Below are 24,025 nucleotides of genomic sequence, written 5' to 3'. Positions count from 1 at the left end.
GCTCGTGCGGCTGCCAGAACGGCGGCTCCTGCCAGTGTGGCGGCAGCTGCAGCTGACACCTCACCCATGTCACTCGCGGAGAAGGGCCCCCGGCCGGCACACGCCGGCCGGGGGCCCTTCCCTTGCGCGGTCATCAGCCCGTCGCGCCCGCGTACGCCAACCCGAGGCCGGCGGGCTCCGGTTCCGGCCACTCCCAGCCGAGGCCGGCGAGGGCCCGGGCCCTGGCCTCGACCACGGCCATGCGGGCGGCGCGTTCGGTCTCGTCCACGTGGGCGGCCTGGCCGGTGACCTGTCCGGGCCACTTGCGGTAGAGCAGGCCCGTCTCGGCGGTGAACCACCCGGTGGCGACGGCGTTCAGCGCCAGCAGCAGCCCGGTGTCCTCGGAGGCGGGCAACGCCATCCACCCGCCGAGCGCGGTCAGCAGGTGACGGCGGACGCAGAGCGTCGCGGGGTGGACCTGCGCCCGGTGGCCGTGCGCCTTCCAGTGCCGCAGCACGTCCCCGCGCGCTATGGGCCCGTCCGCGGGGTCCTGGTCGAACCCGACGGTCGACCCGTCGGGCAGGAGGTCGAGGGCGCGGCAGGTCGTCCACCCCACCTCGGGGTGGTCCAGGAACACGGACAGGTCCCGGGCCAGCGCCCCGGGCGTGAGGACGTCGTCGGCGTCGAGCACCCGGACCACCTCACCACGGGCCCGCGCGAGCCCCATGGTCCGCGCCATGCCCGCCCGCCCCGGCCGGCCCTGCCCGAAGCTGATGCGCGGGTCGTCCGGCAGGTGCGGCACGACATCACCGGACTGACCGTCCTCCTGCACCACCCATTCCCAGTCCCACCCGTCGGGCAGCTTCTGTTCGGTGAGCGACGCGTACGCCTGGGGCAGGTAGTGCGCGCCGGGAGCGTGCACGGCCGTGATGACGGTGATGAGCTGGTTCTTGATCACCACCCGTTCGTACGCCGCCCCCGGCACTGCCCGCAGTGAGGCAGGACATAGAAGGAGGGGTTACTTCTTCTTGCCCTGGTTCTTCACGGCCTCGATGGCGGCCTTGGCGGCCTCCGGGTCGAGGTAGCGGCCGCCCGGGGTGACCGGGTTGAAGTCGGCGTCGAGCTCGTAGTGGAGCGGGATGCCGGTGGGGATGTTCAGGCCGGCGATGTCGGCGTCGGAGATGCCGTCGAGGTGCTTGACCAGGGCGCGCAGGCTGTTGCCGTGGGCGGCGACCAGGACGGTGCGGCCGGCCAGCAGGTCCGGGACGATGCCGTCGTACCAGTACGGCAGCATGCGGACGACGACGTCCTTGAGGCACTCGGTGCGCGGGCGCAGCTCACTCGGGATCGAGGCGTAGCGCGGGTCGTCGCTCTGCGAGAACTCGGTGCCGTCCTCGAGGGCCGGCGGCGGGGTGTCGTACGAGCGGCGCCAGAGCATGAACTGCTCCTCGCCGAACTCGGCCAGGGTCTGGGCCTTGTCCTTGCCCTGGAGGGCGCCGTAGTGGCGCTCGTTCAGCCGCCACGAGCGGTGGACGGGGATCCAGTGCCGGTCGGCGGCCTCGAGGGCGATCTGCGCGGTGCGGATGGCGCGCTTCTGGAGGGACGTGTGGACCACGTCCGGGAGCAGGCCGGCGTCCTTGAGCAGCTCACCGCCCCGGAGCGCCTCCTTCTCGCCCTTCTCGTTGAGGTTGACGTCCACCCAGCCGGTGAACAGGTTCTTCGCGTTCCATTCGCTCTCGCCGTGGCGGAGGAGGATCAGCTTGTACGGTGCGTCGGCCATGACCACGAGCGTAATCGACGTGCGGGGCGCGCCGCCGCCCGGGGACAATTGACGCGAACCGTCAATTGAATGGCGTGGACACGACGAAGTCGGTAAGTTGCGAGTACGTAGAGCACCACTTACCACTCGGGGGTTGTCGCGCCATGTCCACACCATCCGCAGCAGGGTTGCTCCAGGCCGCCCGACGGAGCATCGGCGGGTTGCCGCGGGCCTTCTGGTGGCTGTGGACCTCCACCCTCATCAACCGGATGGGCGGCTTCGTCTCCGTCTTCCTCGCCCTCTACCTCACCGTCGACCGCGGCTACTCCGCCTCCTTCGCCGGCCTCGTCGCGGCCCTGCACGGACTGGGCGGCGTCGTCTCCTCCATCGGCGCCGGCGTGATGGCCGACCGCCTCGGCCGCCGCCCCACCCTGCTCATCGCCCAGCTGGCCACCGCCGCCAGCGTCGCCGTGCTCGGCCTCGTACAGCACCCCGTCGCCATCGCCGCCGTCGCCTTCCTCGTCGGCATGAGCAGCAACGCCTCGCGCCCCGCCGTGCAGGCCATGATGGCCGACATCGTGCGCCCCGAGGACCGGGTGCGGGCCTTCGCCATCAACTACTGGGCCATCAACCTCGGCTTCGCCGTCTCCGCCGTCGCGGCCGGCGCCGTCGCCCGCTACAGCTACCTGATCGGCTTCTTCGGCGAGGCCGCGCTCACCCTCCTGTGCGCCGTCCTCGTCTTCGTGAAGATCCGCGAGAGCCGTCCCGAGCCGGACGCGGGCGCCGCCGGCGAGCCGGACGTCAGCATGGGCACCGTCCTGCGCGACGGCCGCTTCATGGCCGTCGTCGGCCTGTCCTTCCTCATGGCGCTGATCTTCATGCAGCACGCCACCGCACTGCCCGTCGCCATGGGCGAGGCCGGCTGGAGCAGCAGCGACTACGGCATGGTCATCGCCGTCAACGGCGTCCTGATCATGGCCCTCCAACTGCCCGTCACCCGCTTCATCGAGCACCGCGACCCGCGCATGCTGCTCGTCGTCTCGGCACTGCTGGCCGGCTACGGCTTCGGGCTCACCGCCTTCGCCGGCTCGCTCGGCGGCTACGCGCTCTCCATCGCCGTCTGGACCCTCGCCGAGATCGTCAACTCGCCGACCCAGATGGGCCTGGTCGTACGGCTGTCCCCGGTCACCGGCCGCGGCCGCTACCAGGGCATGTACAGCATGTCCTGGTCCGTGGCCGCGCTCGTCGCACCCCTCGCCGGCGGCGCGGTGATCGACACCTTCGGTTCCGACGCGCTGTGGGGCGGCTGCGCGGTCGTGGGCACGATTGCTGCGCTGGGGTACTGGGCGCTGATGCGGGGGTTGCCGTCGTCCGACCACGGGCCGGCCAAGGATGCGGCCCCCGCGGCCGACGAGGTACGCGAGGCGGAGCAGGCCGCGACCTGACCGGCAGCGGGGTTTCGGGGGCTCCGCCCCCGGGCCCCCGCGCCTCAATCTCCGGAGGGGCTTTCCTTGGTGATGCGGCTGAACGCCTCCAGGTTGCGGGTCGACTCGCCCCGCGCCACCCGCCACGCGTACTCCTTGCGGATCGACTCCGCGAAGCCCATCTCCAGCAGCGTGTTGAAGCTGCCGTCCGCGTTCTCCAGGATCACGCCCAGGATGCGGTCGATCTCCTCCGCCGTCACCGCCGCCAGCGGCAGCCGGCCCACCAGGTAGATGTCGCCCAGCCGGTCCACCGCGTACGCCACCCCGTACAGGCGCGTGTTGCGCTCCAGGAGCCAGCGGTAGACCGCCTCGTGGTTCTCGTCCGGGCGGCGGACGACGAAGGCGTTCACGGACAACGAGTGGTTGCCGACGACCAGCGAGACCGTCGTCGACAGCTTGCGGGTGCCCGGGAGCGTCACCACGTACGTGCCCTCGGAGGGGCTCTCCCAGGTCAGTCCCGCGTCGCGGAGCGCCTTCTCGATCAACTCAGCCATGTGCCGAGCGTAGGCGAGAGCGCCGCTCGCCGACCGCCGCGGTGTACACCTCGGCGGTCGCCGCCGCCGCGACGTCCCAGCCGAAGCGCCGGGCGTGCCGCGCCGCGGCCTCGCCCATCCGGTCCGCCAGCCCCGGCTCGTCGGCCAGGCGGCGCAGCACCTCCGCGTAGTCGGCCGGGTCGTGGCCGTCGACGAGGAAGCCGCTCACGCCGTCGGCCACCGCCACCGGCAGGCCGCCGACCGCCGCCGCGAGCACCGGCGTGCCGCACGCCTGCGCCTCGACGGCCACCAGCCCGAAGGACTCGCTGTGCGAAGGCATGACGAGCACCGACGCGGCCCGGTACCAGTCGGCGAGCCGGTCCTGGCCCACCGGCGGGCGGAACCGCACCACGTCCGTGATGCCCAGCCGGGCCGCGAGCTTCTGCAGGCCCTCCGGCTTCGCCAGGCCGCTGCCGCTGGGCCCGCCGACCACCGGGACGACCAGCCGCGACCGCAGGTCCGGGCGCCGGTCCAGCAGCTCGGCCACGGCCCGCAACAGCACGTCGGGCGCCTTCAGCGGCTGGATGCGGCCGGCGAACAGGGGTATCAGCGCGTCCGCGGGCAGGCCCAGCCGCTCACGGGCGGCGGCCCGCCCGTCCGCGGGCCGGAACCGGTCGAGGTTGACGCCGGGGTGCACGACGGCGACCCGCGCCGGGTCCGCGTCGTAGTGGTGCACCAGCTCCGCGGCCTCGCCGTCCGTGTTGGCGATCAGCCGGTCCGCGGCCCGTACGATCTGCGTCTCGCCGATGACGCGGGCCGCCGGCTCCGGCGTGTCGCCCTCGGCCAGCGCCGCGTTCTTCACCTTCGCCATGGTGTGCATGGCGTGCACCAGCGGCACGCCCCAGCGCTCGGCGGCCAGCCAGCCGACGTGCCCGGAGAGCCAGTAGTGCGAGTGCACCAGGTCGTAGTGGCCCGGGCGATGCCCGGCCCAGGCGCGCATCACACCGTGCGTGAACGCGCACAGCTGCGCCGGCAGCTCCTCCTTCGCCAGCCCCTCGTACGGGCCGGCGTCCACGTGCCGTACGAGCACGCCCGGCGCCAGCTCGACGGTGGGCGGCAGCGCGGCGGTGGTGGCCCGGGTGAAGATCTCCACCTCGATGCCGATCTCCGCCAGCCGCCGGGCCAGCTCGACGATGTAGACGTTCATCCCGCCCGCGTCGCCGGTGCCCGGCTGGTGCAGGGGGGAGGTGTGGACGCTGAGCATGGCCACCCGGCGGGGCCGGCGGGCCGCGCCGAAGCGCCGCAGCTGGGGCTTGGGGAAGGGGCCGAGGGTGCCGAGCGTACGGCCGCGGCGGGCGCCGAGCCGTGCTGCGTACTGGCTCACCGTGCGTGTCCTCCGTCTGCGTCCGTCGTGGTCCGTGCCTCACCGGGGCAACACCGACCGGGCCCTTCGGCCTTCCCGCTTTGCCAAACGGTGACGTTACCTCTGGTTACAGAGTGCCCGACCTGCGACGATTCCGGCGCGCCGGGCCCCGGGCAGTACGGTGTGCGCATGGCTCGGCCCATCGGCGCGGTGACGCGCGGCACCACCAACCCCAACCGGCTGCGCCGCATGGACCGCTGGATCGCCGCCACGCACGCCGCCGCACTGCGCCGCGCCGACGACCCGCTGGCCGTCGACCTGGGCTACGGCGCCGCGCCCTGGACAGCCGTGGAACTCCTGACCCGGCTGCACCGCGTGCGGCGCGACGTCCGCGTCGTCGGCATCGAGATCGACCCCGAGCGGGTCGCGGCGGCCCGCCCCTACGAGCGCGAGGGGCTGACCTTCGCGCACGGCGGCTTCGAGGTGCCGCTGCCCGGCGGCCGGCGGCCGCTGCTGATCCGCGCCGCGAACGTCCTGCGGCAGTACGACGAGGACCAGGTCGCCGAGGTCTGGGGCCGGCTGTGCGCGCGGCTCGCCCCGGACGGGCTGCTGGTCGAGGGCACCTGCGACGAGATCGGGCGCCGCCACGTGTGGGTGGCGCTGGGGCCGGCCGGGCCGCGGTCGGTGACGTTCGCGGCGCGCCTGGCGTCGCTGGACACGCCGTCGGACCTGGCCGAACGGCTGCCCAAGGCGCTGATCCACCGGAACGTGCCGGGCGAGCCGGTGCACGCCTTCCTCCGCGACTTCGACCGCGCGTGGGCGGCGGCCGCCCCCTACGGGGCGCTCGGCGCCCGGCAGCGCTGGATCCGTACGGCACACGCGCTGGCCGCCGGCTGGCCCGTGCTGGACGACGCGCGCCGCTGGCGCCAGGGCGAGCTGACCGTGCGCTGGGAGGCGCTGGCCCCGGCATAGGTGCGGGCGTTCCGCCACGGCGGGCGCGGCGCTGCTTTCCTTGCGGTCATGTCGTTGTTACTTGTGATTCAACCGCGGTTGCGAGTCTTGCGGAATGCAGCCCGCCGCGCCCCGAACCCCCGTACGACGCCTCCGCGCCGCCCCGGAGGCCCCGGATCCGGCCACGGAGCCGTCCGCGGACCCGTCCCCGGCGGCCTCCGACGCGTCCGGCGCGCCTGTCCGGCGTGCGGCGCGGAACAATGAAGGTATGACGCAGTCGTCCCCCGGCAGCGAGCGCGGCGGCAGCGACCGCGGCGGCACCGACGCGGTGGGCTTCATCGCCGCGCACCGGCCCAACGCCGCCGTGCTCAGGGGGGTCCCGCAGCTCGACGGCCTCGCGGGGCTCGACAGCCTCGCCGGGCTCGACGGCGTCGAGGAGCTCGTCGACGGCACCGGCGGCGGCTTCCCCGCGGGCCGGTCCACGGCGACCGCCGCGGGCCCCGGCCCCGGTCCCGGCGAGGAGCCGCTGCCCGGCGGCCGCTTCCTGGACCGCGAGCGCAGCTGGCTGGCGTTCAACGAGCGCGTGCTCGAACTGGCCGAGGACCCGGCCACGCCGCTCCTGGAGCGCGCCAAGTACCTGGCCATCTTCGCCGGCAACCTCGACGAGTTCTTCATGGTCCGCGTGGCCGGCCTCAAGCGCCGCATCGCCACCGGCGTGGCCACCCGCTCCGCGTCCGGGCTCCAGCCGCGCGAGGTGCTGGAGCTGATCTGGACGCGCTCGCGCGAGCTCATGGCGCGGCATGCCGCCTGCTTCCAGCAGGACGTCGCGCCCGAGCTGGCCGACGAGGGCATCCACCTGATCCGCTGGCCCGAGCTGACCGAGAAGGAGCAGGGCCGCCTCCTCACCCTCTTCCGGCAGCAGATCTTCCCCGTCCTGACGCCGCTGGCCGTCGACCCGGCCCACCCCTTCCCGTACATCTCGGGGCTCTCCCTCAACCTCGCGGTCGTCGTCCGCAACCCGGTCAGCGGCCACGACCACTTCGCGCGCGTGAAGGTGCCGCCGCTGCTGCCGCGCTTCCTGGAGGCGTCGGCGCAGCGGTACGTCCCCGTCGAGGACGTGATCGCGGCCCACCTCGACGAGCTGTTCCCGGGCATGGAGGTGCTGGCGCACCACATGTTCCGGGTGACGCGCAACGAGGACCTGGAGGTGGAGGAGGACGACGCGGAGAACCTGCTCCAGGCGCTGGAGAAGGAGCTCATGCGGCGCCGCTTCGGCCCTCCGGTGCGGCTGGAGGTCGAGGAGACCATCGACCCGTACGTCCTCGACCTGCTGGTCCGCGAGCTGAAGATCACCGACGCCGAGGTGTACCCGCTGCCCGGGCCGCTGGACCTCACCGCGCTGTACGCCATCGCCGACCTGGACCGGCCCGAGCTGAAGTTCCCCAAGTTCGTCGCCGGCACCCACCGCGACCTCGCCGAGGTGGAGTCCGCGTCGCCGCCCGACGTCTTCGCCGCGCTGCGCGAGCGCGACGTGCTGCTGCACCACCCGTACGACTCGTTCTCCACGTCCGTGCAGGCGTTCCTGGAACAGGCCGCCGCCGACCCCGACGTGCTGGCGATCAAGCAGACGCTGTACCGCACCTCCGGCGACTCCCCCATCGTCGACGCCCTCATAGACGCCGCCGAGTCGGGCAAGCAGGTCCTCGTCCTCGTCGAGATCAAGGCGCGCTTCGACGAACAGGCCAACATCAAGTGGGCGCGGAAGCTGGAGGAGGCCGGCTGCCACGTCGTGTACGGCCTGGTGGGCCTCAAGACGCACTGCAAGCTGTCGCTCGTCGTCCGGCAGGAGGGCGAGACGCTGCGCCGCTACGCGCACGTCGGCACCGGCAACTACCACCCCAAGACGGCCCGTGTGTACGAGGACTTCGGGCTGCTCACCGCGGACCCGCAGGTCGGCGCGGACCTCTCCGACCTGTTCAACCGGCTGTCGGGCTACTCGCGCCGCGAGACCTACCGCCGGCTGCTGGTCGCCCCGCGCTCGCTGCGCGACGGCCTCGTCGCGCGCATCGCCAAGGAGGCCGCCAACGCGCGCGCCGGCCGCCCCGCCTCCGTCCGCATCAAGGTCAACGCGATCGTGGACGAGGCCGTCATCGACGCCCTGTACCGCGCCTCGCAGGCGGGCGTGCCGGTGGACATCTGGGTGCGCGGCATCTGCGCCGTGCGGCCGGGCGTCGCCGGGCTGTCGGAGAACATCCGCGTGCGCAGCGTCCTCGGCCGCTTCCTGGAGCACTCGCGCGTCTTCTGCTTCGGCAACGGCGGCGAGCCCGAAGTGTGGCTGGGCAGCTCCGACCTGATGCACCGCAACCTCGACCGGCGCATCGAGACGCTCGTCCGCGTCACCGACCCGGCCCACCGGGCCTCGCTCAGCCGGCTGCTGGAGGTCGGCGTCTCGGACAGCACCGCCTCCTGGCACCTGGGCCCCGACGGCAACTGGACGCGGCACGCCACCGACGCCGACGGGCGGCCGCTGCGGAACGTGCAGGAGATGCTCATCGACGCGCGGAGGCGCCGGCGTGGACCGTCGGCCTCGTGAGACGGCGTACGGCGGCCATGAGGACGCGGCGGGGAACACGGCGCTTACGGTCGCCACGGTGCCAGGGGGGCAGCAGCACATGACGCGGGAGACGACGCTCGGCCGTACAGCGGCCGGCGGGACGACGGCCACCGCCGGGGAGGTGCTCTCGGGCTACCTGCACGGCCAGGCCACCGACTTCCTGCGCAGCCTGCGCGTCTACACCGACAACGGCGCGGACGCGGAGGACGCGTGGGAGGCGGGCCACGCGCTGCGGCGCGCCGCCCGGCGCATCACGGGCACCCTGTACGTGTACCGGCCGCTGACCGACCCGGCGTGGACCGACCCGCTGCGGGCCGAACTGACGTGGCTGTCGGAGCTGCTGGGGCGGGAGCACGCGTACGCGGCCCGGCTGGCGCGGCTGCGCGGCGCCCTCCACCGGCTGTCGGGCGCGACGGGCCCGGAGATGGGCGCGGCCCGCGCCGGCGCGCTGCTCGACCGGCAACTGACCCTGGCGCGTACGCGGGCGCACACCGCGGCCCTGCGCGCCGTGGGCTCGGACCGCTTCCACGCGGCGGTGGACGCGGTGGCCGTCCTCGCCTCCGAGGTACCGCTCGACGCGGAGACACGCGACCTGCCGGCCGGGCAGGCGCTGGCGCGCCTGGCGGAGGAGACGCAGCGGCAGTTGCTCGACGCGGTGGAGGCGCTGCCGCTGGCGGTGGCCGGCCGCGCGTACAACGCGGAGGGCCTGACCCAGGGCGACACGCCCTGGCACGAGGTGCGACGGCTGGTGCGGCTGCGCCGGTACGCGCAGGAGGTGCTGGACGAGCAGGCCGCGGTGGCGTGCGGAACGCCGTCGGCGGCGGTACGGCTGCTGGGCGCCGGGCAGGCGCTGGACAGGCACCGGGACGCGGCGGAGGCGGCCGCCGCCGCGGCCGCGGCGGCCTGCACTCCGCGGATCGCCGCGGCGACGGCGTACGCGCTGGGGGTGCTCCACGCCGACCAGCGGCAGGAGGTGGAGGCGGCGCGCTACACGTTCGGCCGCATCTGGCAGCGCCTCGTCGGGGCAGAGGTGGGGGTGGGCTGAATGACGGACGCGGGTACGGGGGCGGGGACGGTACGGGCGGCGGGCTGCGTGCTGTGGCGCCGGAGGACGCACCCCGGTGAGGGGATCGAGCTGGCGCTGGTGCACCGCCCCAAGTACGGCGACGACTGGTCCCTGCCCAAGGGCAAGCTGAAGCGGGGCGAGGACTGGCTGGCCTGCGCGGTGCGGGAGGTCCGCGAGGAGACCGGCATGGAGTGCGCGGTGGGCCCGCCGCTGCTGGTGCTGCGGTACGACGTGGCGGGCCGGCCCAAGGAGGTCCGCTACTGGGCGGCGGAGGCGACGTACGGGACGTTCCGGCCGAGCCGGGAGGTCGACCGGCTGCTGTGGCTGCCACCGGCGGCGGCCCGTGCGCGGCTGACGCACGCGCACGACCGCCCGCTGGTGGACGCGCTGCTGGAGGTGGTGTAGCCCCGGCCGTGGGGACGGGTCCCAGGCGGGTCTCGGGCGGTCTCAGGGGTACGCGCGGCGTACGTACGCCAGCGCCGCCGCGGCCAGCGCGACGGCCGCAGCCGCCGTCAGGCCCGCCTCGGCCCACTGGAGCTCCCACAGGTGGGACGCGGGGTGGTAGTCGAGGTACCAGCCGAGCGCGTCGTGCTGGGTGACGCACTGCTCGGGGGTGATCCCCACCTTGCAGCCGGGTTCGGGGACACGGCCCCCGTCGGGCGTGATCAGGCCGCGCTCGACGACCCAGTCGCCGGGGCCGAGGATCAGGCCCGGCATGTCCTTCGACAGCTCGGTCACGGGCGCCACCAGGCCGCTGTCCCGTAGCGTGCCGATCAGCCACTCCAGCACTCCGGAGGCGACGAGCGTCACGGCCATCGCGCCCACCGTCCGCCGCACCAGCAGCCCCACGAGCGCGCCCGCCGCGACGGCGAGCAGGCAGCGCGCCACGGGCAACGGCCCGATGGTGTCGAAGACGGAGTGCCACCGCTCGCCGGGCAGCAGCGACGCCGGCACGACGCTCCACGCCCAGGTGCGCGCCGCCGTCAGCAGCGACACGCCGCCGAGCACGGCCACCACCGGCACCGCCAGCTTGGCCGCCAGCCAGCGCGCCGGGCTGACCGCCTGCGTCCAGGCCATGCGGTACGTCCCGGTCTCCAGCTCCCGCGCGACCATCGGGCCCGCGACGAACAGCCCGGCCAGCAGCGGCAGGTAGCCCAGGAACAGGCCCGAGTAGTGCAGCAGGTCGCCATAGACCGAGCGGAAGTGCTCGACGGCGGCCATCCGTTCCACGGCGCAGTCGGCGCCCGACACGTCGCAGGCGTCCCGCAGGCCGTGGCGGTCGATGTAGCCGGCCATGGTGAAGCGCAGCCAGACGAGTTCGACGAGGAGGGCCGCCAGCAGGCCCAGCGCGATCCAGGCGGTCGTACGGTGCTGGCGCAGGACCAGCCACGCCGCGCCGCGGGGGCGGGGCAGCCACGGCCACCGCTCCCCCTCCTGCTGCCGCATCGTTTCCGCAGCGGGAGAGCCGGTCGTCGTCCGCTGCTCGTGGTGGTGTCCGGTCACGGCCGTCATGCCGCCTCCACCTCCCGCCGGAAACCGGGCCGGGGCTCGGCGCTCGGCGCGATCAGCGCGGGCGCCGCGGGGGCGCGCAGATGGGCCAGCACCATCTCCTCCAGGGACGGTTCGGAGACCTGCCAGTCGCCGGCGACGGGCCCGTCGGTCCGCAGCAGCGCGGTGAACTGCCGCCCGCGCGCCCGCGCCTCCACCACCTGGTGCGTGGCGAACTCGCGGGGCACGCCCTCGCCCTCGTACCGGCCCATCACCAGCCGGTGCGCGGAGAGCAGGTCCTCCACCTCGCCGGCCAGCCGCACCCGCCCGTCCGCGACCATCAGCAGATAGTCGCAGGCGCCCTCCAGCTCGGTCAGCACGTGCGAGGCGAGCACGACGGTCGTGGCGCGCTCGGCGGCCTCGGCCATGAGGGCGGCCATCATCTCGTGCCGCACGAGCGGGTCGAGGTCGCTCATCGGCTCGTCCAGGAGCAGCAGCCCCGGCCGCTTGCCCAGCGCCAGCGCGAGCGCCACGCGGGTCCGCTGACCGCCGGAGAGCGTGCCGACGCGGGCGTCGAGGGGGATGTCACCGGCGCGTACGAGCCGCTCGGCGACGCCCTGGTCCCAGCGGCCGGGGTTCAGCTCGTGGCCCATGCGGAAGGTGTCGGCGACGGTGAAGGACGGGTACAGCGGCTTGTCCTGGCCGACGTAGGCGACGCGCGGCCGCACGCCGGGGTCGGCGGGCTCGCCGCCGAAGACCCGCAGCCGGCCCGCGTCGGGCCGGCGCAGCCCCGCGGCGAGGGCCAGCAGCGTCGACTTGCCGGCGCCGTTGGGGCCGACCAGCGCGCACACGCGCCCGGCCGGCAGCCGGAACGCGCAGTCGCGCAGCGCCCAGCCGCGCCGCCGGTACTTCACCCCCAGGCCGACCGCTTCCAGGGCGGTGCGGTCCGGGAGGAACGTGAGGTCTGTCATCGGCTCCCCGCTCGGTGATCGGTGGGCTGATCGGTACTCGTCGGTGGGCGGCTGCTCGTGCGCCGGTCAGCGGGCGCCGGCGGGGTGGCCGGCTTCGTGGGTGGCGTCGTGGGTGGCGTGGGCGGTGTCATGGAGGGGCCGGTCGCCCGCCGGCCGGTCGCCCGTCTGCTCTGGGCTTCCGTAGCTCTCCTCCAGGACGGACGCGACGAGCGCGGCCACGTCCTCGCGGTCGAGGCCGGCCGCGCGGGCCCGTTCCATCCAGGCGCCCAGCTCGACGCGGAGCGGCGAGCCGGCGGCCGCGCCGGGCCGGGCGAGGGAGCGCCGGACGAAGGTGCCGAGCCCGGGGCGCGCCTCGACCAGGCCCTCGCGGTCGAGCTCGCGGTAGGCCTTGAGCACGGTGTTGGGGTTGATGGCGGTGGCGGCGACGACCTCCTTGGCCGTGGGCAGCTTGTCGCCGGGCGTGAGCAGCCCGAGCCGCAGCGCCTGCTTCACCTGCTGGACGATCTGCAGGTACGTGGCCACACCACTGCGCCGGTCGATGCGGAACTCGACCACGCGCACCACCCTTCCACTACTTGACTAGTGAAAGGGTGATGGACCGGGTCCTGCCCTGTCAAACGACGCGCCGCCGGACGAGGCGCGAGGGTGACGAGGAGCGGGGGCTCAGCTCTCCGTGCGGTACATCAGGTCCGTCTCGTGGGTGACGAAGCCCAGCCCCTCGTAGACGCGCACGGCCGCGGCGTTGTCCGCGTCGACGTAGAGCATCGCCGTCGGCAGCCCCCGCCCGGCCAGGTGCCGCAGGCCGATCGTCGTCAGGGCCTTGCCGAGGCCGCCGCCCTGGGCACCGGGGCGGACGCCGAGCACGTACACCTCGCCGAGGCCCTCGTCCGCGTGCACCTTCGTCCAGTGGAAGCCGACGATCTCCCCGGCCCGCTCGGCGAGGAAGAAGCCCTCGGGGTCGAACCAGTCCTGCGCCTTGCGGTCGTCCAGGTCGCGCTGGGTGAGCGAGCCCTGCTCGGGGTGGTGCGCGAACGCCTCGGCGTTCACCGCCAGCCACGCCGCGTCGTCCTCACCCGGCCGGAACGTCCGGACGGACACACCGTCCGGCAGCACGGCCTCCGCCGTCTGCGGGCCGTCCGGGCCGGTCAGCGGGCGGCGCATCTGCCGCAGCTCACGGAACAGGCTCATGCCGAGCACCTGCGCCAGGTGCCGGGCGGCGGGGTGACCGCCGTGCGCCCACACGCGCAGCCGCTTGCCCGACTCCGCCATCAGGGCGTTGCCCAGCGCGCGCCCGTGCCCGCACCCGCGGTACGCGGGGTGCACGACGAGCTCGCCCGCCGGCGCCTCCACGGGGTCGCTGCCCTCCAGCTGCCCGTACCCCACCAGCCGGCCGGTGGCGTCGTGCAGGAGGACGTGCCGTACGCCCTCGCGCCGCCCGTCGAGCTGGAGCCGCCCCTGCTCGGACACGGCCGGCTGCCCGTCCTCGGCGGCGGCCTCCCCGATCAGCGCCAGCACCTCGCCGGCCTGCACGGGGGACAGTTCGTCGAGCACATCGACCCGCCGGCGCCCGTTGTCGTCGTCCATGCCGTCCATGTCGTCCGTGCCGCCCATGCCGTCATTCACCACGTCGCTGCTCATGGGGCGAGCCTACGGCGCGTCCTGCACGCAGCCGACACCCATCCGTAACCCGCCCCCTCCTGCCGGGCTACGCGCGTCAACCGTATGCTGCGCCCGACCTGACAACACCCTTCACCACCAGGGGAACACATGCTCAGACGGCTGACCTCGACCGCCGCCGTCCTCGCCGTCTCGACCGGCCTCACCGCCGGCCTCACCGTCGGAACGGCCGCCGCGGCCACCGGCCAGGAACCCGGCCACGGTCACGGCCACGGCCGCACCGTGGACGTCCAGCTGCTCTCCTTCAACGACCTGCACGGCAACCTCGAACCGCCGCAGGGCTCGTCGGGGACGGTCAGCGAGACGCAGGCCGACGGCAGCAAGAAGGCCATACCGGCGGGCGGCGTCGAGTACCTCGCCACGGCGCTGCGCACCGCCCGCAAGGGCCACGAGTACTCGGTCACGGCCGCCGCCGGCGACATGATCGGCGCCAGCCCGCTGATGTCGGGTCTCTTCCACGACGAACCGACGGTCGAGGCGCTGAACAAGCTGAAGCTCGACGTGACGTCGGTAGGCAACCACGAGTTCGACGAGGGCCGCACCGAGCTGACGCGCATGCAGCGCGGCGGCTGCCACCCGAAGGACGGCTGCTACGAGAAGGGCCGCACCTACAAGGGCGCCGACTTCCCCTACCTCGCGGCGAACGTCACCGACGCGAAGACCGGCCGGCCGATCCTCAAGCCGTACACGATCTGGCAGCACAAGGGCGTGAAGATCGGCTTCATCGGCGTCACGACGAAGGACACGCCGAACGTCGTCACGGCGGAGGGCGTCAAGGGCCTGAAGTTCGCCGACGAGGTCGAGACGATCAACAAGTACGCCAAGGAACTGGACCGCCAGGGCGTGAAGTCCATCGTGGCCCTGATCCACGAGGGCGGCATGCCGGCCTCGGGCGCGTACAACTACGACTGCGACACGCCGGGCGCCGGCGCGGGCATCTCCGGCCCGATCACCGACATCGCGAAGAAGGTCACGCCGAAGGTCGACGCGCTGGTCACCGGCCACACCCACCAGGCGTACGCGTGCACGGTCCCCGACCCGTCGGGCGCGCCGCGCACGGTGACGTCGGCGGCGTCGTTCGGCCGGCTGTACACGGACACGACGCTGAAGTACGACCGCGCGACGAAGGACATCGTCCGCACGCGCACCACGCACCTCCGCGCCACCAACCACGTCGTGAACCGCGAGCAGCCCAAGGCCCCGGACATGACGCGCCTGATCGACCACTGGAAGAACCTGGCGGCCCCGGTCGCCAACAAGCCGGTGGGCTACATCAGTGCCGACATCAACGGCCGCGGCTCCGACCAGTACGAGACGCCGCTCGGTGACATCATCACGGACGCCCAGGTCGAGGCCCTCGCCCCGGCCGACAAGGGCGGCGCCCAGATCGCGTTCATGAACCCCGGCGGCCTCCGCTCCGACCTCGCCTACAAGGCGTCGGGCCAGGAGGGCGACGGCGTCGTCACGTACGGCGAGGCGTTCACCGTCCAGCCGTTCACCAACATGATGCAGACCGTCGACCTCACCGGCGCCCAGGTCCTGGCCGCCCTCCAGCAGCAGGTCAGCGGCCCCAACGAGGCCCAGCCCAAGATTCTCCAGATCAGCCGGGGCCTCACCTACACGCTCGACCTGACGAAGAAGGGCGCCGACCGCATCGTCGCCTCGTCGGTGAAGGTCGACGGCACCGCCCTGGACCCGGCGAAGACGTACCGCGTCGCCGCGAACGAGTTCCTGATGGGCGGCGGCGACGGCTTCCCGGCCTTCAAGGAGGGCAGGAACAAGAAGATCGGCCCGTCGGACCTCGACGTGTTCATCCAGTACCTCCAGGCCCACTCGACGAAGGACAAGCCGCTGTCCCCGCCGAAGGCGGAGCGCATCACGGTCCTCAAGTAGTGCGGTGAGCGCGGACTCTGCCCGTGGCGAATCTGCGGCGGGCAGAGAAAGCGCATCGGGGGCTCTCCCAAGGCCAAGAGTGGGGGCAACAACCTCTCCCACTCCGGCAAGGAGACCCGATGACTCCCCTCGTGGCGACTCCCCTCATGGAGGAGGGCGGCACACCGCCCAGCCGCTTCGACGACCACCTCGCGGCACAGCTGCTCGCCCACCGGATCGTGCTCCTGGGCACGGAGGTCGACGACGTGTCGGCCAACCGGGTGTGCGCGCAGCTGATGCTGCTCTCGGCGGAGGACCCGCGCACCGACATCGGCCTGTACATCAACAGCCCCGGCGGGTCGGTCAGCGCGGGCCTCGCCATCTACGACACGATGCGGCTCATCCCGAACGACGTCTCGACGCTGGCGATGGGGTTCGCCGCCAGCATGGGCCAGTTCCTGCTCACGGTGGGAGCGCCCGGCAAGCGGTTCGCGCTGCCGAACGCGCGCATCATGATGCACCAGCCCTCGGCGGGCATCGGCGGCTCGGCCGCGGACATCGCGATCCAGGCGGAGAACCTCGTGTTCACCAAGAAGGCCATCGAACGCATCACCGCCGAGCACACCGGTCAGAGCGCGGAGACGATCGCCCGTGACGGCGACCGGGACCGCTGGTTCACGGCCGAACAGGCCAGGGAGTACGGGATGGTGGACCAGGTCGTGGAGTCGCTCGCCGACATCCGTCCGGTCGTGTCGCGCCGACGGATGGGGCTGTGACATGGGGTCGTACACGGTTCCCTACGTCGTCGAGCGCACCGCGCAGGGCGAGCGGTCCTACGACGTCTTCAGCCGGCTGCTGAACGAGCGGATCATCTTCATCGGCACCGAGATCGACGACGGCGTCGCCAATGTCGTCATCGCGCAACTCCTCCACCTGGAGTCGGCGAACCCCGAGCGCGAGATCTCGCTCTACCTGAACTCCCCGGGCGGGTCGTTCACTTCGCTGATGGCCATCTACGACACGATGACGTTCGTGCAGGCGCCGATCTCCACGTTCTGCGTCGGCCAGGCGGCGTCGACGGCGGCGGTGCTGCTGGCCGGCGGCGACCCGGGGCGCCGGTTCGTGCTGGAGCACGCCCGGGTCCTGCTCGGCCAGCCCGCCAGCGGCGGCCGCCGGGGGACGGTCTCCGACCTCACCCTCGCGGCCAAGGAGATGGCCCGCATCCGCGCGCAGGTGGAGGAGGTCCTGTCCCGGCACACGCACCACGACGTGGCGACGCTGCGCGCGGACATGGACCGCGAGAAGGTCCTCACCGCCGAGGAGGCCGTCGCCTACGGCCTCGCCGACGAGGTCCTGAGCCGCCGGCTCACCGTTTAGGCGGCTCAGGCGGCTCAGGCGGCGAGGCAGAGGCCGCCGTACCGAGCGGTGGGCGCCGTCCGTCCCCGGGCGTACCGGGCCAGCTCGTCCTGCGCCAGCGAGAGCAGGTCACCGAGCCCCAGCCCGAGCGCCCGGGCGGCGGCCGCGAGCACCTCGGACGAAGCCTCCTTGCGCCCGCGCTCCACCTCCGACAGATACGGCATCGAAATCCGCGCCGCCTCGGCCACGTCCTTCAACGTGCGCTCCTGAGCGAGCCGCTCACGCCGCAACACGTCCCCGACAAGGTCCCGCCACAGGGGCTCCCGCGGCATGGGCGCGTGCGGTCCCTGCGGGACCTGCGGACGAAGGGGGACGACACGGGCTTCGCTCGGCATGTTCGGCGTCTTGGGCGTCTTCGGCGCATGAGTGCTCACCCCTTCAGCCTAGGGACCGGGGACGCCGGGGAAAGGGAACGGCGTTCCGCCCTGGGTGAAGCCGCGCGGGCGGCACCGTGGAGAATTCCGGGTGTGTCCGAGATATCCGCCCTGTGGCCCGTGGCGCCTGCGAGCGAGGCTCGCTGGCTTGTGGAGCTGAACGACGATCCGTACGGCACCACCGGCTTCCAGGTGCCGTCCGGGCTCTATGAGGACGCCGCGTGGGTGCTCAACGCCATGTACGAACACGTGGACGGGCCCGGGGAGCTCTCCCGTGACGCGTTGGTGCGCAGCAGCCGGGAGGCCATGGGTGCGCCGGTGCCTTGTGGGGTGTACAGCGGTGGGCTCGGACGCGCCGAGCATCCCGGGGGCGGGTACCGGCGGTTGCGGTGGGCGGAACTGGCGCGGCGGACCGGTGATCCTGTGGTCGCTCCCGGCTACCTGCCCTCGTACCGCAGTGCGCCCGACGGGCGGTTGCCCGACGGTGGGTGGCCCGCCGGTCTGGAGACACCCACCGAAGGGGCCCTCGACCGGCCGACGTGGGACCGGTTGATCGAGGTGCTGATCGCGCACAGCCCCGAGGGGGCCGGCACGCGGTGCTTGGCCTTCTACAACCCTCTGCTCACCGAGGAGCAGGACTTCGACGACCACCGGGTTCTCGCCGGCCGGCTCGGCGACGCCTTTGCGCTCTACGACCACCCCGGCCACCGGTCCAGCCCTTCCAACCTGTGGCCCGAGGACCGGTCCTGGGTCACGTACACCGACTGGGACCTGTGGGGCACCAAGGTGGCCGGGCCCGCTGCCCTGATCGGGGCGTTGCTCGGAGACCATTTCATCGAAGCCGTGCGGCTTCCCTGGGACTCCTGACCCGTCCCGTCCCGCCCCGTCCCGACCCGATCCGATCGGGCACAGGATGTCGGGTCCGGTACCGGCCCCGTCCGTAGCGTCGGGGACGTAAGCAAGGAAGGAAGTCCGCGTGCTGGACCGTCTCAACCAGGCCCTGGACCACATCGAGCACTGCATCGGGCAGCCCGAGCCCCGTGAGGTCGACGTGGCCGAGCTCGCGCGGGTGGCCGCGACGTCGGAGTACCACTTCCGGCGGCTGTTCTCGGCTCTCGCCGGGATGCCGCTGTCGGAGTACGTACGCCGGCGGCGGCTCACGCTCGCGGGGGCCGAGGTGCTCGACGGGCGGCGGACGTTGCTGGAGGTCGCCGTGCGGTACGGGTACGGGTCGGGCGAGGCGTTCGCCCGGGCGTTCCGTGCCGTGCACGGGGTCGGTCCCGGCGAGGCCCGGCGCGGCGGGGCGACGTTGCGTTCCCAGCCCCGGATGTCCTTCCGTCTCGTCGTCGAAGGAAGCAGCGACATGCGGTACCGCATCGTGGAGAAGGACGCGTTCCGGGTGGTGGGCCCGTCGACCCGGGTGCCGTTGGTGCACTCGGGGGTGAACCAGGCCATCGCCGAGTTCGTCCGGGGCATCGGGCGGGAGACGCTCGACCGGCTGGCCGGGCTGTCCGACCAGGAGCCGCAGGGCATCGTCAGCGCCAGCGTCAACCTCGACCCCAGCCGCGCGGAGGGCACCGAGCTGGACTACCACCACGGCGTGGTGACCGGTGCCGACGCCCCCGAGGGCGCCGACGTCCTGGACGTGCCCGCCGGCACGTGGGCCGTCTTCACCAGCACCGGCCCCTTCCCGCACGCCCTCCAGCTCCTCTGGCGGGACGTCTTCACCCAGTGGTTCCCCTCCAACCCGTACGCCACCCGCCCCGGCCCGGAGATCCTGCGCGTCTGCCACGTCACGCCGGACGGCAAGGAGGCCGAGGCCGAGCTGTGGATCCCCGTGGAGCGGACCTCCCCGGCCGCCTAGGCAAAGGCGGCGTTGACGACCCCCATCACGTAGGGGCGTTCCGAGGCGGTGCCCGTGGGGTTGAGCGAGTAGACCACGCGGCGCTTCAGGTCCCGGGTGGCGAACGCCCCGTTCGTCCATCCGGGCAGCGAACCGGTCTTGCCCCACACCGTGACGCCGTTCTCCAGCGTGACCCGCATCAGGCCACCGGCGCTGAAACAGCTCCTTCCGTTGATGCAGTTCTTGTTGGCCGGGGCACTGGGCACCTCCGGCACCGCAAAGGCCAGCTCCTGCTCGGCCGGCGGCAGGAGCCGGCCACGGAACAAGGCGGTGACGAACCGGTCCAGGTCGGCCGCGGTGGAGATCATCCCGCCCTCCGCCCACGCCCACGGGCTCTGCTCGGTCACCTCGTCCCCGCCCACGTACACCCGGGCGTGCGGCCCGGGGACGGATATGTCGTCCGGCGCGGGCAGGCTGGTGTTCCGCAGGCCCAGCGGGCGGATGATGCGGCGCGTGAGCTCGGCCGCGTACGACCGGCCGGTCACCTTCTCGACCAGCAGCCCGGCGACGAACGTGTTCACGCCGTTGTACTGCTGCACGCTGCCGGGCGCCGGAGGCTGTCCCGTTCCCTTGGCTTCCGCAGCCGCGAACGCGTTGTGCACCACCTCCTGCGGTGACACGCCCTTCAGCCACCAGCCGGGGCCGTCGGCGGGCCCGGGTATGCCGGCCGGGGCCGGCAGGCCACTGGTGTGGTCCAGCAGCTGCCACACGGTGACCGCCCCGTAGGCGGCCGGTATGAGGTCGGGCAGGTAGCGGCGGGCGGGTGCGTCGAGCGCTATGCGGTGCTCGGCGGCCAGCTGGAGCACGACCGTGCTGGTGAACATCTTGGTCACGCTGCCGATGCGGAACCGCGCGTCGCGGGGCACCTCCCCCGCCGTACCCGTCCACGGCGCGGCCCGGCCGCCGTCCGTCACGCTCACCAGCGCGCCGGCGACCACCGGATCGGGCAGCCGGCCAAGCAACTCCCGCACGGGTGCGGGAGCGAAGGCCACGACAGTGGCGACGGTACGAGGCTGTTGAGCGCTCGCGGCGGGGACGGTCGCACCCACCGTGAGCGCGGCGAGAACGATCGCGGCCACTGCCAGGCGGCGAGCGGTGTGCGGGAAGGGGCGCATGAGATGCTCCGAGAAGGAATCGACTGGTCCCACCCTCTCGCCCCGGGCCCTCGCCACCCATCCGTGATCACCCTGATCCGTCCCTGACCGGCCCCTGAGCCGCCCCCGACAGGCGCGGGGCGGGAACTCCGCCGGCTTCCTCGTCCGTTGCGCAGTCGACCTCATCGTTCGACGTGTGCGCGGAAGTGGGCAACGCATGGCCATGGTCGGCCTGTTCTGGATCGCCGGTGGCGACGTGTACGTGGGCGCCAAGCCGTCCGGGCAGGCTCCCGGCATACGGCTGGCGCCCGAGGGCGTGGTGGCGCTCGGCGACGGGCAGGCCGGGCTCTACCCGTGGGAGGACGTGCACGGGCTGACCGTCGTGGACGTCCCCGTGAAGACCCTGAAGCGGCAGGTCGGCGCGGTCACGGACATGGCTCTGGGCACGGTGATGGACCTGGCCCTGACCGGCCCCGGCCCCGGCCTGCCGGGCCAGGCACCGTCCCTGCTGACCGTGCGCATCGCATCCACCGGCGGCAACCGCGAGTTGTCGGCCTACGTCGCCGCGGCCATCGGCTACTCCCGGACCGAGACCGACCTCTCCCTCGCCCTCCTCTCCCGCCTCACCGAGGGCGCCGCCACCATGGCCACGACCCTGGCGGCCATGGCGGAATGGGGCCGCACGTGGGAGGGCGGCGGGTCGCCGCGCAGGGCCGAGCGGGAGGCGTTGCTGCGCGGCTGGGTGGGCTAGGCCGCGCCCACCCGCTGCCGGCCGGAGAGCGCGCGGGCGCCCGCCGCCAGCATCAGCAGGCCCACCAGCACCTGCACGGCGTACGTGGCCAGCATCGCCGCCGTGACCGCCTCGTCGCCGCGCCCCGGCGCCGTCGCCGCCGCCAGCAGCAGCCAGCCGCCCCAGCACGCCGTGGCCGCCGAACCCACCCCCGCCAGCAGCAACGGCACCCGTACCGGCACGGCGACGACCCCCGTACGCCGCCGTGCCGCCCACAGGCCGACGCCCACCGCGGCCGCCACCGCGTACAGCACGAACGCGCCGTCCGCGACCGCCGCGTCCGGCCCGTACCGCCGTGCCGTCTCCGGCGGCAGCCCCAGGCCCGACCCCGACGCCCACACCGCGTGTGCCGTGACCGGCACGACCGTCAGCACCGCCGCCGCCACGGCCGCCCACGGCACGCCACCCCGGCCCGGGTCGCCGATGCGGCCCCGCCACAGGTGGCCCCACCTCGCCCGCGCGTACAGCACGAACAGCGCTCCCAGCGCCACCGCCTGCACGATGAAGCCGCCGTACACGACGTCGAAGACCCACTCGTCGAGGAACGGCTCCCCGCCCGTGCGGTCCTGCGGCTGCGTGACGCCCGCCAGGCGCAGCACCAGCTGCGCCGGGAAACCGACGGCGATGTGCGTCAGCAGGCCCACCGCCGTCCACATCGGCAGCACCAGCAGCCACGCCGGTATCCGCCGTCCCCACGGCCTGGTCAGGGCCAGCGCCAGGACGACGACGCACGCGTCCATCAGCACGGTCAGGCCGTTGACGGCCTTCAGCGCGGTGCCGGCCGTCCGCAGCGGGCTGCCCTCCGGTATCCCGACGGTGCTCCCGGCCAGCCACGCCACCTTCAGGGACAGGTACGGCAGGCACGCGGCGATCGCCACGGTGCGGAGGTGTTTCGGGTTCATGCGATCAGCTTGCTGCCGCACCCGTGCGGTGGGCGTCGGCCGGCGGGACGAACCGTTTCCGCCGCGCGGCGGAGCACATGCTCCTCCTCCCTTACGGGAGAATCCGCTCCACCACCGTCTCGACGAGGCGTTCCAGATCGACGTCCGACAACACGCCGGGCAGCGTGAAGTGCTCCAGCAGCAGGCCGGTCATCGCCAGGTACAGGACGCGCACGGTGTCCGCGTCGCCCGGCAGGCCCGCGTCGAGATGGAAGCGGATCGATTCCTCCAGCTCGGCGCGGACGGCGCGAGTGAGCTCCGCCTGGAGCGCGGGGCGCCGGGTGGCCTCCAGGCGCAGCTCCAGCAGCGCCAGGTAGCCCGTGCGCTCCTCCGTCATGCGCCGCATCAGCCAGTGCATGAGCTCGGTGACGAGTTCGCGGGACGGGGCCGGTCGCATGGCCACGTCGACCTGGGCCGGGTCCGGGGTCATCCGGACGTGGATACGGGCGCCGGCCTGCGTGAACAGTTCGTCGCGGTTCGCGAAGTAGTTGGACGCGGTGCCGGCCGGGACCCCCGCCCGGGCGTCCACGGCCCGGAACGTCAGCCCGCGCGCCCCTTCCTGGGCCAGCACCTCGATGGCGGCGTCGACGAGGGCGGTTCTACGGGCCGGGTTCCTGGCCATGTCGGGGTTCCTCCCTGGGAGCTCTTGCGCAACCACTACAGATGGAGCACTATGCATGCAGTGGTTTCAAGGTGTGCACAGCCTATCGGGGGGAGAACCGCCTTGCGCAAGCTCACGTACTTCGTCGCCTGTTCCATCGACGGCTTCATCGGTGACCCGGACGGCGACGCGTCGTCCATGTACGCCTTCCTGAACGAGGAGTTCGTCCAGTTCCTAGGGGCCGAGTACCCCGAGACGGTCTCCGCCGCCGGCCGCGCGGCGCTCGGCCTCGACGGCCTGCCCAACCGCCGCTTCGACACCGTCGTCCAGGGCCGCAGCAGCTACCAACTCGCCCTCGACATGGGCATCACGAGCCCCTACGGGCACCTGCGCGAGTACGTCGCCTCCCGCACGCTCGGCCCGTCGCCCGACCCGAATGTCACGCTCATCGACGACGACCTCGTCGGCACGGTCCGCCGCCTGAAGGCGGAGGACCACGAACAGGACATCTGGCTCTGCGGCGGCTCGCAGGTCGCGGGTGAGCTCCTGGACGAGATCGACGAGCTGATCATCAAGACCTACCCGCAGGTCTACGGCTCCGGCACGCCGATGTTCGGGGCGGGCTTCTCCGTCACGGATTTCTCCCTGGAGTCGGTCCGCACGTTCGACAACGGGGTGCTGGTACGGCGGTACGTCCGCGTCCGCTGACGGCGCGCGCCCCCGCGCGCACCCTTGCGCGGGGGCGTACGTCGTCTTGGGAGCGGCCCGCGGTGGTAGATCGTCCTGGACGTCCCCCCTGCCCCGCGACGAGGAGACCCCATGCAGCGCACCCTCCACCGCATCCTGGCCACCGCCACCGCCACGCTCCTCCTGGGCCTCGGCAGCGCAGCGCTGGCGACCCCGGCCCACGCAGATGTGGACGCCAACCTCCTGGGCGGTACGGTCACGGCCCTGGCGGACGGCGTAGTGGAGGCGGACGTTCTCGGCAGCCAGCTCCTCCAGATCCCCAACCCGGCCGAGGGCCTGGTCTGACGTTCCGGTTACGCAGGACGCGGGCGGGGACGGTGAGGACGGCGTCCGGCGCATCCCGCGCGACGGCTCGGCACGCGGCGCCCCGTAAGGGGCGCGGGGAACTGCGCGACAAGCCACGACGCGCCCGCAGTCGGGCCCCGGGGTGACGTGGCAGCTGCGGGCCGTCGCCGGCCGATC

At 73.3% G+C, this 24,025-nt stretch carries 25 protein-coding genes; 13 read left to right on the top strand and 12 right to left on the bottom strand.

Annotated features, from left to right (window positions below; genetic code table 11):
- Positions 1–133 precede the first annotated feature (133 nt).
- Both IE305_RS14585 and IE305_RS14580 read right to left on the bottom strand, forming a co-directional pair.
- Positions 134–937 carry a glycosyltransferase family 2 protein gene (locus tag IE305_RS14585; RefSeq protein WP_190129984.1) on the bottom strand — a complete coding sequence of 268 codons (804 nt, stop codon included), beginning with the start codon at positions 935–937 and terminating at the stop codon, positions 134–136.
- Between the two features lie 60 nt (positions 938–997).
- Positions 998–1,759, bottom strand: coding sequence for a phosphoglyceromutase (locus IE305_RS14580; protein WP_190129983.1), 762 nt, complete (start codon positions 1,757–1,759; stop codon positions 998–1,000).
- A gap of 143 nt (positions 1,760–1,902) precedes the next feature.
- On the opposite strand from IE305_RS14580, the gene IE305_RS14575 reads away from it, so the two are divergent.
- Positions 1,903–3,183, top strand: coding sequence for an MDR family MFS transporter (locus IE305_RS14575; protein ID WP_190129982.1), 1,281 nt, complete (start codon positions 1,903–1,905; stop codon positions 3,181–3,183).
- A 44-nt stretch (positions 3,184–3,227) separates the two neighbouring features.
- Here IE305_RS14575 and IE305_RS14570 read toward each other — a convergent pair whose 3' ends face one another.
- Together IE305_RS14570 and mshA are read right to left on the bottom strand one after the other, a co-directional pair.
- Positions 3,228–3,716, bottom strand: a complete 489-nt coding sequence (locus tag IE305_RS14570; protein WP_190129981.1) for a type III secretion system chaperone family protein — start codon at positions 3,714–3,716, stop codon at positions 3,228–3,230.
- Positions 3,709–5,079 carry a D-inositol-3-phosphate glycosyltransferase gene (gene mshA / locus IE305_RS14565; RefSeq protein WP_373311626.1) on the bottom strand — a complete coding sequence of 457 codons (1,371 nt, stop codon included), beginning with the start codon at positions 5,077–5,079 and terminating at the stop codon, positions 3,709–3,711. The genes IE305_RS14570 and mshA overlap by 8 nt, the downstream gene beginning before the upstream one ends.
- A gap of 168 nt (positions 5,080–5,247) precedes the next feature.
- On the opposite strand from mshA, the gene IE305_RS14560 reads away from it, so the two are divergent.
- From IE305_RS14560 to IE305_RS14545, 4 genes are all read left to right on the top strand, one after another.
- Positions 5,248–6,030 carry a class I SAM-dependent methyltransferase gene (locus IE305_RS14560; RefSeq protein ID WP_190129980.1) on the top strand — a complete coding sequence of 261 codons (783 nt, stop codon included), beginning with the start codon at positions 5,248–5,250 and terminating at the stop codon, positions 6,028–6,030.
- Positions 6,031–6,277: 247 nt separating this feature from the next.
- The gene (locus tag IE305_RS14555; RefSeq protein WP_229890974.1) at positions 6,278–8,602 is read left to right on the top strand and encodes an RNA degradosome polyphosphate kinase; all 2,325 of its coding nucleotides are present in this window, start codon (positions 6,278–6,280) and stop codon (positions 8,600–8,602) included.
- A gap of 79 nt (positions 8,603–8,681) precedes the next feature.
- Positions 8,682–9,668, top strand: a complete 987-nt coding sequence (locus IE305_RS14550; protein WP_190129979.1) for a CHAD domain-containing protein — start codon at positions 8,682–8,684, stop codon at positions 9,666–9,668.
- Positions 9,669–10,094 (top strand): NUDIX hydrolase, encoded by a 426-nt coding sequence (locus IE305_RS14545; protein ID WP_190129978.1) that lies wholly within the window; start codon positions 9,669–9,671, stop codon positions 10,092–10,094. It begins immediately after the preceding gene.
- A gap of 42 nt (positions 10,095–10,136) precedes the next feature.
- Here IE305_RS14545 and IE305_RS14540 read toward each other — a convergent pair whose 3' ends face one another.
- From IE305_RS14540 to mshD, 4 genes are all read right to left on the bottom strand, one after another.
- The gene (locus IE305_RS14540; protein ID WP_190129977.1) at positions 10,137–11,201 is read right to left on the bottom strand and encodes an ABC-2 membrane transporter-related protein; all 1,065 of its coding nucleotides are present in this window, start codon (positions 11,199–11,201) and stop codon (positions 10,137–10,139) included.
- On the bottom strand, positions 11,198–12,148 hold the full coding sequence (locus IE305_RS14535) for an ATP-binding cassette domain-containing protein (protein ID WP_190129976.1): 951 nt from the start codon (positions 12,146–12,148) through the stop codon (positions 11,198–11,200). The genes IE305_RS14540 and IE305_RS14535 overlap by 4 nt, the downstream gene beginning before the upstream one ends.
- Before the next feature lie 66 nt (positions 12,149–12,214).
- Complete coding sequence (locus tag IE305_RS14530; RefSeq protein ID WP_190129975.1) at positions 12,215–12,703, bottom strand: GntR family transcriptional regulator; 489 nt, start codon at positions 12,701–12,703, stop codon at positions 12,215–12,217.
- Between the two features lie 108 nt (positions 12,704–12,811).
- Positions 12,812–13,741: a mycothiol synthase gene (gene mshD / locus IE305_RS14525; protein ID WP_190130319.1), complete on the bottom strand. Its 930-nt coding sequence runs from the start codon at positions 13,739–13,741 to the stop codon at positions 12,812–12,814.
- Between the two features lie 174 nt (positions 13,742–13,915).
- On the opposite strand from mshD, the gene IE305_RS14520 reads away from it, so the two are divergent.
- The 3 genes from IE305_RS14520 to IE305_RS14510 all read left to right on the top strand — a co-directional run bounded on the left by IE305_RS14520 (position 13,916) and on the right by IE305_RS14510 (position 17,074).
- Positions 13,916–15,718: a bifunctional metallophosphatase/5'-nucleotidase gene (locus tag IE305_RS14520; protein WP_190129974.1), complete on the top strand. Its 1,803-nt coding sequence runs from the start codon at positions 13,916–13,918 to the stop codon at positions 15,716–15,718.
- Between the two features lie 119 nt (positions 15,719–15,837).
- A complete protein-coding gene (locus IE305_RS14515) occupies positions 15,838–16,473 on the top strand; it encodes a ClpP family protease (RefSeq protein WP_190129973.1) in 636 nt (211 codons plus the stop codon).
- A 1-nt stretch (position 16,474) separates the two neighbouring features.
- The gene (locus IE305_RS14510) at positions 16,475–17,074 is read left to right on the top strand and encodes a ClpP family protease (protein ID WP_190129972.1); all 600 of its coding nucleotides are present in this window, start codon (positions 16,475–16,477) and stop codon (positions 17,072–17,074) included.
- A 14-nt stretch (positions 17,075–17,088) separates the two neighbouring features.
- Here the strand turns inward: IE305_RS14510 and IE305_RS14505 are convergent, their stop codons facing one another.
- Complete coding sequence (locus IE305_RS14505; protein ID WP_190130318.1) at positions 17,089–17,448, bottom strand: helix-turn-helix domain-containing protein; 360 nt, start codon at positions 17,446–17,448, stop codon at positions 17,089–17,091.
- A gap of 132 nt (positions 17,449–17,580) precedes the next feature.
- Here IE305_RS14505 and IE305_RS14500 point away from each other — a divergent pair, with 132 nt between their 5' ends.
- Together IE305_RS14500 and IE305_RS14495 are read left to right on the top strand one after the other, a co-directional pair.
- Positions 17,581–18,354: a hypothetical protein gene (locus IE305_RS14500; protein WP_190129971.1), complete on the top strand. Its 774-nt coding sequence runs from the start codon at positions 17,581–17,583 to the stop codon at positions 18,352–18,354.
- Between the two features lie 109 nt (positions 18,355–18,463).
- Positions 18,464–19,351, top strand: a complete 888-nt coding sequence (locus tag IE305_RS14495) for an AraC family transcriptional regulator (RefSeq protein ID WP_190129970.1) — start codon at positions 18,464–18,466, stop codon at positions 19,349–19,351.
- Here the strand turns inward: IE305_RS14495 and IE305_RS14490 are convergent.
- Positions 19,348–20,505: a serine hydrolase domain-containing protein gene (locus IE305_RS14490; RefSeq protein ID WP_190129969.1), complete on the bottom strand. Its 1,158-nt coding sequence runs from the start codon at positions 20,503–20,505 to the stop codon at positions 19,348–19,350. The two genes, IE305_RS14495 and IE305_RS14490, sit on opposite strands and share 4 nt — an antisense overlap.
- A 196-nt stretch (positions 20,506–20,701) precedes the next feature.
- Here IE305_RS14490 and IE305_RS14485 point away from each other — a divergent pair, with 196 nt between their 5' ends.
- The gene (locus IE305_RS14485; RefSeq protein WP_190129968.1) at positions 20,702–21,235 is read left to right on the top strand and encodes a hypothetical protein; all 534 of its coding nucleotides are present in this window, start codon (positions 20,702–20,704) and stop codon (positions 21,233–21,235) included.
- Here the strand turns inward: IE305_RS14485 and IE305_RS14480 are convergent.
- Positions 21,232–22,176 carry a hypothetical protein gene (locus IE305_RS14480; protein WP_190129967.1) on the bottom strand — a complete coding sequence of 315 codons (945 nt, stop codon included), beginning with the start codon at positions 22,174–22,176 and terminating at the stop codon, positions 21,232–21,234. The two genes, IE305_RS14485 and IE305_RS14480, sit on opposite strands and share 4 nt — an antisense overlap.
- 91 nt (positions 22,177–22,267) lie before the next feature.
- Positions 22,268–22,837: a TetR/AcrR family transcriptional regulator gene (locus tag IE305_RS14475; protein WP_190129966.1), complete on the bottom strand. Its 570-nt coding sequence runs from the start codon at positions 22,835–22,837 to the stop codon at positions 22,268–22,270.
- 102 nt (positions 22,838–22,939) lie between these two features.
- On the opposite strand from IE305_RS14475, the gene IE305_RS14470 reads away from it, so the two are divergent.
- A complete protein-coding gene (locus IE305_RS14470; protein WP_190129965.1) occupies positions 22,940–23,524 on the top strand; it encodes a dihydrofolate reductase family protein in 585 nt (194 codons plus the stop codon).
- A gap of 111 nt (positions 23,525–23,635) precedes the next feature.
- On the top strand, positions 23,636–23,848 hold the full coding sequence (locus IE305_RS14465) for a hypothetical protein (RefSeq protein WP_190129964.1): 213 nt from the start codon (positions 23,636–23,638) through the stop codon (positions 23,846–23,848).
- The last annotated feature ends 177 nt before the right edge of the window (positions 23,849–24,025 follow it).

Origin of the sequence: Streptomyces mashuensis (assembly GCF_014654785.1) — a bacterium.
In the GTDB taxonomy this organism is placed as follows: domain Bacteria; phylum Actinomycetota; class Actinomycetes; order Streptomycetales; family Streptomycetaceae; genus Streptomyces; species Streptomyces mashuensis.
The sequence above is the reverse complement of the archived record's forward strand: the minus strand, read 5'-3'. Positions and strand labels throughout refer to the sequence as shown.